General features: G+C 72.7%; 10 protein-coding genes and 1 tRNA gene. 5 read left to right on the top strand and 6 right to left on the bottom strand.

Annotated features, from left to right (window positions below; genetic code table 11):
- Positions 1–318: 318 nt before the first annotated feature.
- The 5 genes from ABWU78_RS05810 to ABWU78_RS05790 form a co-directional block, all read right to left on the bottom strand.
- Positions 319–1,563, bottom strand: a complete 1,245-nt coding sequence (locus ABWU78_RS05810) for a beta-ketoacyl-[acyl-carrier-protein] synthase family protein (protein ID WP_439157812.1) — start codon at positions 1,561–1,563, stop codon at positions 319–321.
- Between the two features lie 96 nt (positions 1,564–1,659).
- Entirely contained in the window at positions 1,660–1,908 is a 249-nt protein-coding gene (locus ABWU78_RS05805; protein ID WP_021482065.1) for an acyl carrier protein, read from the bottom strand.
- A 164-nt stretch (positions 1,909–2,072) separates the two neighbouring features.
- The gene (locus ABWU78_RS05800; protein WP_253050254.1) at positions 2,073–3,080 is read right to left on the bottom strand and encodes a beta-ketoacyl-ACP synthase III; all 1,008 of its coding nucleotides are present in this window, start codon (positions 3,078–3,080) and stop codon (positions 2,073–2,075) included.
- Positions 3,077–4,066, bottom strand: a complete 990-nt coding sequence (locus tag ABWU78_RS05795) for an ACP S-malonyltransferase (RefSeq protein ID WP_253050252.1) — start codon at positions 4,064–4,066, stop codon at positions 3,077–3,079. Before ABWU78_RS05795 ends, ABWU78_RS05800 begins: the two co-directional genes overlap by 4 nt.
- Before the next feature lie 132 nt (positions 4,067–4,198).
- The gene (locus tag ABWU78_RS05790; protein ID WP_439157811.1) at positions 4,199–5,398 is read right to left on the bottom strand and encodes a PucR family transcriptional regulator; all 1,200 of its coding nucleotides are present in this window, start codon (positions 5,396–5,398) and stop codon (positions 4,199–4,201) included.
- Between the two features lie 132 nt (positions 5,399–5,530).
- Between ABWU78_RS05790 and ABWU78_RS05785 the strand changes: the two genes are divergently transcribed.
- Entirely contained in the window at positions 5,531–6,217 is a 687-nt protein-coding gene (locus ABWU78_RS05785; RefSeq protein WP_253050250.1) for a hypothetical protein, read from the top strand.
- Positions 6,218–6,346: 129 nt separating this feature from the next.
- On the opposite strand, the gene aceE is transcribed toward ABWU78_RS05785, so the two are convergent.
- The gene (aceE, locus tag ABWU78_RS05780; protein WP_253050248.1) at positions 6,347–9,109 is read right to left on the bottom strand and encodes a pyruvate dehydrogenase (acetyl-transferring), homodimeric type; all 2,763 of its coding nucleotides are present in this window, start codon (positions 9,107–9,109) and stop codon (positions 6,347–6,349) included.
- Between the two features lie 432 nt (positions 9,110–9,541).
- Here aceE and ABWU78_RS05775 point away from each other — a divergent pair, with 432 nt between their 5' ends.
- From ABWU78_RS05775 to ABWU78_RS05760, 4 genes are all read left to right on the top strand, one after another.
- Positions 9,542–9,955 carry a DUF3052 domain-containing protein gene (locus ABWU78_RS05775; protein ID WP_253050246.1) on the top strand — a complete coding sequence of 138 codons (414 nt, stop codon included), beginning with the start codon at positions 9,542–9,544 and terminating at the stop codon, positions 9,953–9,955.
- Positions 9,939–10,442, top strand: coding sequence for a peroxiredoxin (locus tag ABWU78_RS05770; protein WP_439157810.1), 504 nt, complete (start codon positions 9,939–9,941; stop codon positions 10,440–10,442). The genes ABWU78_RS05775 and ABWU78_RS05770 overlap by 17 nt, the downstream gene beginning before the upstream one ends.
- A gap of 121 nt (positions 10,443–10,563) precedes the next feature.
- Positions 10,564–10,640: transfer RNA gene (locus tag ABWU78_RS05765), tRNA-Val, on the top strand.
- 722 nt (positions 10,641–11,362) lie between these two features.
- A complete protein-coding gene (locus ABWU78_RS05760) occupies positions 11,363–11,875 on the top strand; it encodes a hypothetical protein (protein ID WP_439157809.1) in 513 nt (170 codons plus the stop codon).
- The last annotated feature ends 58 nt before the right edge of the window (positions 11,876–11,933 follow it).

Genomic DNA, 11,933 nt, shown 5'->3' with positions numbered 1-11,933 from the left:
CTGTCCTTCCGCTCGCCTGCCTCGAGGTCGCGATGTGGCAGAGGCCACATCACGCCCACAGGTTCGGCGATGCGACGTGAGCGCGCTCGGCGGGTGACGAGGGGGGCGGGGGTGAATCCCCCCGGATCCTCGGCCGTCCGGGAGACTGCGTCCGGATTTGGGCGACCTTGTCAGGACAAAACGGATGGGTGAAAACGCAACGAACTGGACGGACGTCCATCTCAGGAGCCGAGATCTCCCGTCCGGACGGGCCTCGGACGCACGCGAGCCCCGGCGCGACGGCTGATGGCCGACGCGCCGGGGCTCGTGAGAGGTCGGTCAGGCGCTCGCGACGGCGAGCGCGACGTTGTGGCCGCCGAACCCGAACGAGTTGTTCACCGCGACGATGTCGCCGGACGGCAGCGGAGCCGGGGTGTCGCGCACGAGCGGCACCTGGAGCTCCGGGTCGGGGTTCGCGACGTTGATCGTCGGCGGAGCGAGGCGCTCGGCGACCGCCTTGATCGTGAAGATCGACTCCAGGGCACCCGCGCCACCGAGGAGGTGGCCCGTCATCGACTTGGTCGCCGACAGCAGCACGTGGTCCGTGTCGGAGCCGAGGAGGGAGCGGATCGAGCGGGTCTCCGTGAGGTCGCCCACCTTGGTCGAGGTCGCGTGCGCGTTGACGTGCACGACGTCGCGGCCGGTCACGCCGGCCTCCTCGATCGCGCGGCGCATCGCCGCGACCTGCCCGCGACCCTCCGGGTCCGGGGAGGTGATGTGGTAGGCGTCCGAGGACAGGCCGACGCCCGCGAGCCGCGCGTACACGCGGGCACCGCGCGCGGCGGCGTGCTCGGCGCTCTCCAGGACGACGACGCCCGAGCCCTCGCCGATGACGAAGCCGTCGCGGTCGACGTCGTAGGGGCGCGACGCGCCCTGCGGGTCGTCGTTGCGCAGCGAGAGCGTGCGCGAGGCGGCGAAGGCCGCGATCGGCATGGGGTGGATCGTCGCCTCGGTGCCGCCTGCGACGACGACGTCGGCGCGGCCGGCGCGGATCATGTCGACGCCGTAGCCGATCGCCTCGGCCCCGGACGCGCAGGCCGAGACGAGCGCGTGGGCGCCCGCACGGGCACCGAGCTCGAGCGACACGTACGCGGTGGGGGAGTTGGGCATGAGCATGGGCACCGTCATCGGGAGCATGCGGCGGGCACCGCGCTCACGCAGCGTGTCCCAGCCGTCCAGCGTGGTCCAGATGCCGCCGATGCCGGACGACACGACGGTGCCGAGACGGTCGCCGTCGACCTCGGGGCTGCCCGCGTCGGCCCACGCCTCGCGCGCCGCGATGATCGCGTACTGCGTGGACGGGTCCATGCGCTTGATCTCGGGCCGCGCCAGGACCTCGGCCGGGTCCACCTTGAGGGTCGCGGCGAACGTCACCGGGATCTCGTAGCGCTCCGCCCAGTCGTTGTCGAGGGTGCGGGCGCCGGACTCGCCGGCGAGCGCCGCCGCCCAGGTCGAGGGCACGTCGCCGCCCAGCGGCGTGGTGGCGCCGAGGCCGGTGACGACGACTTCAGTAGCGGCGGACATGGTGCTCCTCGGGTGGGGTTCTGGGGCGGGAGGACGGGCGGGTCGGCGCGGGTGACGCCGACCCGCCCGTGGGCCTGCGAAGCAGGCGGGGCGTGCTCAGGCCTGGGCGCCCGTGATGAAGGACACGGCGTCGCCGACCGTCGTGAGGTTCTTGACCTCGTCGTCCGGGATGCGGACCCCGAACTTGTCCTCGGCGTGCGTGACGATCGTCATCATCGACAGCGAGTCGATGTCGAGGTCGTCGGTGAAGGACTTCTCGAGCGCGACGGCGTCGGTCGGCAGACCCGTCTCCTCGGCGACGATCTCCGCGAGGCCGGCGAGGACTTCCTGCTCGGTGTAAGCCATGGTTTCTCCTTGTCGTGGGGCCGGCGGCGACCGGTCCCGGTGGCGGTGCCCGGGTGGGTGTCCCGGGCGGTACAGCGATAGACGGTGCGTGCGACGGACGGGTCCGCCGACGGCGTGGGTCCTCCCGCGGGGGAGGTCGGCCGTCCGTCCAGGGTGATTCTCCCCTACGGCAGGACGACCACCTGCGCCGCGTAGACCAGCCCGGCGCCGAACCCGATCTGGAGCGCGAGGTCCCCGGAGCGGACCTGGCCCTCGTCGAGCAGGCGGCGGGTGGCGAGCGGGATCGAGGCGGCCGACGTGTTGCCGGTCTCCGCGATGTCGCGGGCGACCGCCACCGTGTCGGGGAGCTGGAGCTGCTTGATCATCTGGTCGATGATGCGCATGTTCGCCTGGTGCGGCACGAAGGCGCCGATGTCGCCGGGTGCCACCCCGGCCTCCGCCATGGCCTTGGCCGCGACGGGCGCCATCTGGAACGCGGCCCACTTGAACACGCTCTGCCCGTCCTGGCGCAGCGTGGGCCACCCGAGCGAGGGGTCCTCGCGCAGGTCCGACCAGGCGTGCGTCTGGCGGATCGCCTGGGCCTTGCCGCCGTCGGACCCCCACACCGTGGGGCCGATGCCCGGGGTGTCCGACGGGCCGACGACCGCGGCGCCCGCGCCGTCGCCCAGGAGGAACGAGATCGACCGGTCCGTCGGGTCGATGAAGTCGCTCATCTTCTCGGCGCCGACGACGAGCACGTGCGTGGCGATGCCCGCCCGGACGAGCGCGTCGGCCTGCGCGATCGCGTAGGCGTAGCCCGCGCACGCGGCCGAGACGTCGAACGCGGCGGCAGGCGTCGCGCCGAGGCGCTCGGCGAGCACCGCGGCCGCGGCGGGCGTCTGGTGGAAGTACGTGACCGTGGAGACGATGACGGCGTCGACGTCGGCGCCCTGGAGCCCCGCGCGGGCGAGCGCGTCGCGCGCCGCCGCCTCGGACAGGTCGAGCACGTCGACGTCGGCGCCGGCGCGGCGACGCGTCACGATCCCGGTGCGCTGGCGGATCCACTCGTCGGACGAGTCGATCGGCCCGGCGATGTCGTCGTTCGTGACGACGTTCTCGCCGCGCACGCCACCGATCGCGAGGATCCGCGAGAACGCCGGGCCGGTGGCCTGGCGCAGCGTCACGCCGCTCACGCGTCGTCGCCCGGGGCAGGTGCGCCGCCCACGACGGAGTGGCGGGCGATCAGGTCGCGGGCCGCCTCGACGTCGTCGGGCGACTTCACGGCCACCGACTCCACGCCCTTGAGGGTGCGGCGCGCGAGGCCCGTGAGGACACCGCCCGGCGCGAGCTCGAGGATCGCGGTGACGCCCAGCTCGGCGAGCGTCTCCTGGCACAGGTCCCAGCGCACGGGCGCGGCGATCTGCGCGGTGAGGCGCCGGACGACGTCGCGTGCCTTGCCGGACGTGCTGCCCTCGATGTCGATGGTCGCGTACGACTCGCCGTCGGCGTTCGAGAGGAACGGCAGGCGCGGGTCGGTGACGTCCCACGCCGCGGCGACCGGCTCGAACTCCTCGAGCGCGGGCTGCATGAACGGCGTGTGGAACGCCCCGGCGACCTGGAGCGGGATGACGCGCGCCTTGGCGGGCGGGTTCTCGGCGAGCGCCGCGAGGTGGTCGAGCGCCCCGGCGGCGACGACCTGGCCGCCGCCGTTCACGTTCGCCGGCCACAGGTGCGCGGCCTCGATCGCGGCGAGGACCTCCTCGGGGTCGCCCCCGACGACCGCGCTCATGCCGGTGGGCGTCGCGGCGGCGGCCGCGGCCATGGCGCGCGCACGGTGCGCGACGAGCCCGACCGCGCCGACGTCGGTCAGCGCGCCCGCGACCGCGGCGGCGGCGAGCTCCCCGACCGAGTGGCCTGCGGTCACGTCGACGACGTCGGCGGTGTCGCGGCCGTCGAGGATCGCCCGCAGGGCGACGAGCGACGACGCGACGATGAGCGGCTGGGCGACCGCGGTGTCACGGATCGTGTCGGCGTCGGACTCCGTCCCGTGCGCGCGCAGGTCGAGGCTCGCGGCCTCGCCGAACGCGGCGACCTGGTCGGCGACGCCGGGCAGCTCGAGCCAGGGGGCGAGCATTCCGGGGGACTGGGAGCCCTGTCCAGGGCACAAGACGGCGAGCACCCGTCAACTGTGCCAACCCGCTGCTCCCGCGCCACGTCACGACCCGCACCAACCTTGCGGAAGGTGATTGTGCCGAACCTACAAGGCGACCCGGACGGCGCGCCCCACGAGCGCCGCTCCGCCCGCCCTGGCTCAGCGCGCGGTGGAGAGCTGCCCGAGGGCGAGCGCGACCTGCAGGACGAACGACTCGCGCGCGTCGAGCGGGTCCCACCCGGTGATCTCGGAGACCTTGCGCAGGCGGTAGCGCACGGTGTTGGGGTGCACGTACAGCGAGCGGGCCGCCGCCTCGAGCGACCGTCCCGTGCCGAGGTAGGCCGACAGGGTCTCGAGCACGGATCCCGTCGCCTCCGCGAGCGGCCGGTACGCCTGCGCGACGAGCGTGCGGCGCGCGGTCGTGTCGCCCGTGAGCACGCGTTCGGGGAGCAGGTCGTCCGCGAGGACCGGGCGCGGTGCCTGGGGCCACGCCGGTGCGGCCCGCAGGCCCGCGAGCGCGGCCTGGGCCGAGCGCGCCGCCTCCTCCAGGCCGGGGACGGTCGGGCCGATGACGACGGGGCCGGGCCCGAACCGCGGCAGGAGCGACGCGGCCGCGGCCTGCAGGTCGCCGTCCCCGCCGAGGACGAGGACGAGGCGGTCGCCGTGGATGCCCACGAGCGCGTCGCCCGCCGCGCGGCGCGTCGCGCGGCGCAGCTCGGCCGTGCGCACCTCGTCGAGCGTCGAGGCGATCGTCCCCGCCATGACCAGGGTCGGGCCGTGGCCGCCCCAGCCGAGCGCCGAGACGCGCGAGCGCAGCGAGTCGTCGCCGTCGCCGCGGATCAGCGCGTCGACGACGAGGGCCTCGAGGCGCGCGTCCCACGCGCCGCGGACCTCCGCGGCGCGCGCGTAGACCTCGGCGGCGGAGAACGCGACCTCGCGCGAGTAGCGCAGGACCGCCTCGCGCAGGTCGCGCTCGCCTCCCGGGGCGGCGAGCTGGTCGGAGTACGCCTCGACGACCTCGACGACGATGCGGACGAGCTGGAGCGTGTTCTGCAGCGAGATCGAGCGGGTCAGCTCCGGAGGGGCGGCCGCGAAGATGTCGCTCACGCCGTGCGGCGGGGCCAGCGGGTCGGCGTACCAGGTGACGAAGGCGGTGATGCCGGACTGCGCCACGAGACCGACGTACGAGCGGTCCTCGGCCGGCAGCTCGCGGTACCAGGGGATCTCGTCGTCCAGGCGGCGCAGGGCCGCGGACATGAGCAGACCGCTCCCGTCGCGCAGGCGCTGGAGGTTGTCCGCGTTGCCCGTCGGGCCGCTCGGGGCGGACGCGCTCGCGGGCGTCCTGGGGGTGGCCGTCACGCGCCGAGCATACGGTCCGTGCTTGTGGACAGTCCACAAATGGCCGCGCCCGCACACGAGCCCGCGCGGAGCCCGACGGCGTCCGACCCGGGCCGCTGGGTGAGCGTCCGGACGACCCGCTAGGGTCGGGACATGGCCCTCATGCCCCGACTCCGCCAGCTCATGCGTCGGCCGACGTCCGCGTCGACCGTCGGCACGCGCCGCCCGCGGTCCGGGGAGAAGCGCGGGGACACGGTCCACGAGGACGCCCTGCGGGCGATGCTCGTCGACGACCCCAACGACGAGCGCGCGTTCCGGGCGCTCGCCGAGCTGGTCCGGCGCCGCGCCGCCGAGGGGCCGGCCGCGGACGACCCGCTCGCCGCGCCTGCGGACGAGACGGAGAAGCAGCGCGCCGCGGACCTCGCGGTCTGGGCGCTCGCGGAGGAGCTCGCCGGGCACCCCAAGGGGTGGTACCCGCTCGTCGAGCTGGGGCGGCTGTCCCTCGACGACGACCAGGAGGCCGCGCTGCGCCGGTTCGCCACCGCGGCCGAGCGCGACCCGTCCGGCCGCGCGCTCGCACAGTCGATGGAGGTGCTGCGCACCGCGGGCCTGCCCGTCGAGGCGCTGGGCCTGGGCGTCGGGCACTGGCGCGCGCGCGAGCACGAGCCGGAGGTCGGGCGCCAGCTCGTCCTCGCGGCGATCGAGGCCGACCGTCCCCTCGAGGCCCGGCACCACCTGGAGTCGCTGGTCGAGTACGGCGACCCTCAGGGTGTGGCGTCCCTGCGCACGGACCTCGAGCGCACCGTCGCGCAGGCCGAGCAGCACCGCGCCGGGACCTGACCCGCGCCGCCCGGGCGAGGACGCGGCGCGGGACCGCCGCTGCGCCGTCGGGCCGCCCACTGCCCGCACGACGACGGCCGGTCACCCCGCGGGGCGACCGGCCGTCGTCGTGCTACCGGGCGGGGACCGTCAGGACTCGCCGCCCGCGTTGCCGGACGTGCCGGCGGTGACGTCCATGAGGCGGTACTTCTCGATCGCCTGGGCGGACGCGTCCGCGGGGACCTTGCCCTGCTTGGCGAGCGCCTGCAGCGTGCGGACCACGACCGACGGGCCGTCGATCTTGAAGTGCCGGCGGGCGGCCGCGCGGGTGTCGGAGAACCCGAAGCCGTCGGCCCCGAGCACCTCGTAGTCGCCCGGGACCCACTTGCGGATCTGGTCGGGCACGAGGTGGTCGTAGTCGCTCGTCGCGACGAACGGGCCCTCGGCTCCGGACAGCTTCTCGGTCACGTACGCGACGCGCGGCTCGGCGGCCGGGTCGAGGAACGCGGCCTGGTCGGCGGCGAGGCCGTCGCGGCGCAGCTCGTTCCAGCTCGTCACGCTCCACACGTCGGCCGCCACGCCCCAGTCGTCGTGGAGGAGCTGCTGCGCCTCCAGCGCCCACGGGACGCCCACGCCCGAGGCGAGGATCTGGGCCCGCGGGCCGTCGCCCTCGCCGACGGAGATGCGGTGGATGCCCTTGAGGATGCCCTCGACGTCCACGTCCTCCGGCTCGGCCGGCTGGACCATCGGCTCGTTGTACACCGTGAGGTAGTACATGACGTTCTGGTCACGCCCGTCCGCGCCGACGCCGTGCTCGCCGGGGCCGAACATGCGCTCGATGCCGTCGCGCACGATGTGGCGGATCTCGTACCCGTAGGCCGGGTCGTACTGGACCATGGCCGTGTTCGTGCCCGCGAGGAGCGGCGAGTGGCCGTCGGCGTGCTGCAGGCCCTCGCCGGTCAGCGTCGTGCGGCCCGCGGTCGCGCCGATGATGAAGCCGCGCGTGAGCTGGTCGCCCGCCGCCCAGAACTGGTCGCCCGTGCGCTGGAAGCCGAACATCGAGTAGAAGATGTAGAACGGCACCATGATCTCGCCCTGCGTGGCGTAGGACGTGCCGACCGACTGGAACGCGGCCGCGGAACCGGCCTCGTTGATGCCGGTGTGCATGATCTGGCCGGCCTCGGACTCCTTGTAGCTCAGCATGAGCTCGCGGTCCACGGCGAGGTAGTGCTGCCCCTGGGTGTTGAAGATCTTCGCCGACGGGAAGATCGAGTCCAGGCCGAACGTGCGCGCCTCGTCCGGGATGATCGGCACGATGCGCTTGCCGAACTCCTTGTCCTTGATGAGGTCCTTGAGGAGCCGGACGAAGGCCATCGTCGTGGCGATCTCCTGCTGGCCCGAGCCCTTCTTGAGGATCTCGTAGGACTTGTCGCCCGGCAGGGTGATCGGCTTGGGCGACGAGCGGCGCTCGGGGACGAACCCGCCGAGCTGCTGGCGACGGTTCAGCAGGTACTGGATCTCCGGCGCGTCGGGGCCCGGGTGGTAGTACGGGGGCTCGTACGGGTTGGCGTCGAGCTCCTCGTCCGTGATCGGGATGCGCAGGGAGTCGCGCAGCGCCTTGAGGTCGGCGAGGCCGACCTTCTTCATCTGGTGCGTCGCGTTGCGGCCGGCGAACGTCGGGCCGAGCGCGTAGCCCTTGACCGTGTGCGCGAGGATCACCGTCGGCTGGCCCGTGTGGGCGCGTGCCGCGGCGTAGGCCGCGTAGATCTTGCGGTAGTCGTGGCCGCCGCGCTTGAGGTTCCAGATGTCGTCGTCGGTCATGTTCTCGACGAGCTGCTTGGTCCGCGGGTCGCGGCCGAAGAAGTGCTCGCGGATGAACGCGCCGGACTCCGCGCGGTACGTCTGGTAGTCGCCGTCGGGCGTGACGTTCATGAGGTTGACCAGGGCGCGGTCCTTGTCCGCGTTGAGCAGGACGTCCCACTCGCGGCCCCAGATGACCTTGATGACGTTCCAGCCCGCACCGCGGAACTGCGCCTCGAGCTCCTGGATGATCTTGCCGTTGCCGCGCACCGGGCCGTCGAGGCGCTGCAGGTTGCAGTTCACGACGAACGTCAGGTTGTCGAGCTGCTGCTGCGCCGCGAGCTGGAGCATGCCGCGCGACTCGGGCTCGTCCATCTCGCCGTCGCCGAGGAACGCCCACACGTCCTGCTGCTCGGTGTCACGGATGCCGCGGTTGTGCAGGTACTTGTCCGTCCACGCCTGGTAGATCGCGCTCGCCGGACCGAGGCCCATGGAGACCGTCGGGTACTCCCAGAAGTCGGGCATGAGCCGCGGGTGCGGGTACGACGGCAGGCCGCCGCCCGGGTGCGACTTCTCCTGGCGGAACCCGTCGAGCTGGTCCGCCGAGAGGCGGCCCTCGAGGAACGCGCGCGCGTACACGCCGGGCGAGGCGTGGCCCTGGAAGTAGACCTGGTCGCCGCCGCCGGGGTGGTCCTTGCCGCGGAAGAAGTGGTTGAGGCCCACCTCGTACAGCGTCGCCACCGACGCGTAGGAGGAGATGTGGCCGCCGACGCCGATGCCGGGCCGCTGCGCGCGCGTCACCATGACGGCGGCGTTCCAGCGGATCCACGAGCGGTAGCGGCGCTCGAGCGCCTCGTCGCCGGGGAAGTAGGGCTCCTCGTGCACACCGATGGTGTTCACGTAGGGGGTGGTCAGGGACGTCGGGACGGCGACGTTGCGCTCCCGGGCCCTCTTGAGCAGGTTCAGCAGGACGTAGCGGGCGCGCGGGCCCCCGCGGTCGTCGATCAGGCCGTCGAGGGCCTCGACCCACTCGCCGGTCTCGGCGGGGTCGAAGTCCGGAACCTGGCTGAGCAGACCGTTGATCAGCGGTCCGGTCTCGTCGTACGAAGCCACCAGCAACCTCATATCTCGTCGGATGCCGGGCGCACGGCCGCGCGGTACACGGCCGACACCCGTCTCGGGGCCACTCCGGGCACGCGGCCGCGGCCGCTGGTGGCGACCGCGCCTCTTCACGAGACCAGGGTGGTCTACCCATTGTGTTCACAACGCGCTCGTAAGTCACACCATCGGGTGGTCAAGAGGGCGTGATTTCGGCGACACGGCCGGGAGGGGAGGTGTCCCGGCGTCGCGCGGGTGCGGTGCCCGACGGCGGTCCGGGCACCACGTGCCCGGCCGGTGTCCGTGGGAGGCACCTTGCCAAGCAACGGATCCTCCGGTGGGCTACCTTTGCCAGACACGGCAGGTCGTCGTGCGCGCGGGCGTCCGCCCGCGCGTCGGGCGGCCCGCCGCACGGACGGACAGGACGAGGAAAGGAACGACACGACAGTGACCGACACCGCAGGGCCCAGCGGGGCGGACCGCCTGGGGTTCGCGCCCGGCAACGTGGTGCAGGAGTTCGGCTGGTCGGAGGACGTCGACGACGACCTGCGCGGTGAGCTCGAGGAGCTCGTCGGCGGCGAGCTCGTGGACGAGGACTACGACGACGTCACCGACGGCGTGATCGTGTGGTTCCGCGAGGACGACGGCGACCTCACCGACCTGCTCGTGGACGTCCAGACCGTGCTCGACGACGGCGGCCTCATCTGGGTGCTCACGCCCAAGCCGGGCCGGTCCGGGCACGTGGGCCACAACGACATCCAGGAGGCCGCGACCACGGCCGGGCTGCACGCGACGAGCACGTTCGCCATCGCGCCCGACTGGTCCGCGACGAAGCTCGGGACCCGTGGCCGCGGTCGCTGACGGCGCGAGCGCACCGACCGTCGGGGGCGCGGTGCGTCCTGGTCCGGGGGACCCGGCGCCCGACTTCACGCTGCCCGACACGCACGGCACGCCCGTCCACCTCGCCGACCTGCGCGGCGGCCCGGTGCTCCTCGTGTTCTACCCGTTCGCGTTCTCCGGCATCTGCACGGGCGAGCTCTGCGAGCTGCGGGACAACCTCGAGGACTTCGAGGCCGCCGGCGTGACCCTGCTGGGCATCTCCTGCGACTCGGTGTTCACGCAGAAGGCGTGGGCGGCCCAGGAGGGCTTCGAGTTCGACCTCCTCTCCGACTTCTGGCCCCACGGCGACGTCGCCCGGGCCTACGGCGTGCTGGACGAGGAGAACGGGCTCGCCCTGCGCGGCTCGTTCCTGCTCGACGCCGACGGGATCGTGCGCTGGTCCGTCGTCAACCCGCGCGGGCAGCGCCGCGACCTCGACGGGTACCGACGGGCGCTCGAACAGCTCTGACGCGGCGCGCCGCGTCGATGAGCGAGGCAGAGCGGCCGACGGTGGTCCTCGCGTGGGCCGTCACGACCCGGCGTGGCCGGTGGCGGGGTGCGCACCCGGTAGGCTGTGCTCCGCTGTTCCGGGGCCTGTAGCTCAGTTGGTTAGAGCGCCACGCTTACACCGTGGATGTCGGGGGTTCGAGTCCCTCCGGGCCCACCACCAAGGGCAAAGTGACGTTGCCATGCGGGCTGGCCGACGGCGTGCGAATCGACGAAGTTGCGCGACGCGCGCGCCATCGCCATGTGTGCGCCTCGTTCGTCACGGTGGAACCGTGGTCACGGGTTTGCACCGATGTGGCGCTGAGACGTTGGCCAGGTTCGGCGGGACGATGGCCAGGTCCAGTGCGGTGACCGCTGCTGGGGCGCCCTGCTGTGGTCCGAGACGACCCATTGACCTCATCCGTGCAGGCCAGCGCCGACATCTGGAGTTATTGATTGCTGGCGCCTAGGATTTTGCACGACCGCCGATGCGGCGGCTACGTACTAGTGGATGGAACCACCAATGGCGAAGGGTCACCTCTGTCCCGACTGCGGCACCTACACGCTCCAGCCGATCAGCACGAACTGGCTTCAGTGCTCTACGTGCAAGGTCAAGCGGCCGCGCTGACGCTGGATCGCCCTCCGCACGGTGAACATCCCAGGCTCTAGGCCTGCTTGGGTAGATGGAGTCGTGGAGTTCGGGGCTCACGCTCCTTCGGGTCGCCTGCTCCGGATCCCGCTCGTCGTCCGTTGGGTTGCTGTGGTCGCCGCTCCTCCTCGGCTGATGTGGCCTCGTGAGCGACGTCGTCCGAGGTGATCGCGGCCGGGCCGGATAGGGTCCTGCGAGTGCCGAACACAAACGCCATCCTGCCCGGTACGTTTCGGACCTCGGACGGTTCGCCGGTGCCGTTCTCCGAAGCGCTTCGCATCTGGGTTCCGCTCGCCCACGCCGAGCTCGTCTCGACCGCGCACCGGTACCACGCCGTCACGACCTACAAGGCGTTGAGCGAGCACGTGCAGGAGCGCTCCGGGATCCGCACGCGCCAGCTCCTCACCAACTGGATCGGGAAGCTGCTCGAGCAGGTGGCTGTCGTGGCCAAGGACAACATGGAGCCCCCGCTGACCGCGCTGTGCGTCCGTCAGGACGGCACCATCGGCGAGGGGTACGCGAAGGCGCCCAAGTTCGTGGACGACATTCCCGGGGACGACATCGAGCAGTACGCGGCTGTGCACCGGCTGCTCTGCTATCGCACGTATGCCGAGGACCTTCCTGCTGACGGCGGGACGCCTGCGCTCACCCAGGCCGTGGTCGATCGGCGGGCGCGAGCCGCAGGACAGGAGCCCAAGAGCCGGCCGACGTGCCCCCAGTGCTTCATGGTCCTGCCGTTCACGGGCACCTGCGACGACTGCGGGTGATCTGATCCGGGGATGACCGCCCTCGACGTGCCGACGGCAGGAGGCTGCGGTCGTGTCG

The organism is Cellulosimicrobium sp. CpK407 (genome assembly GCF_051844275.1).
Taxonomy (GTDB): Bacteria; Actinomycetota; Actinomycetes; order Actinomycetales; family Cellulomonadaceae; genus Cellulosimicrobium; species Cellulosimicrobium cellulans_G.
This window is presented reverse-complemented; position numbering and strand designations above follow the sequence as displayed.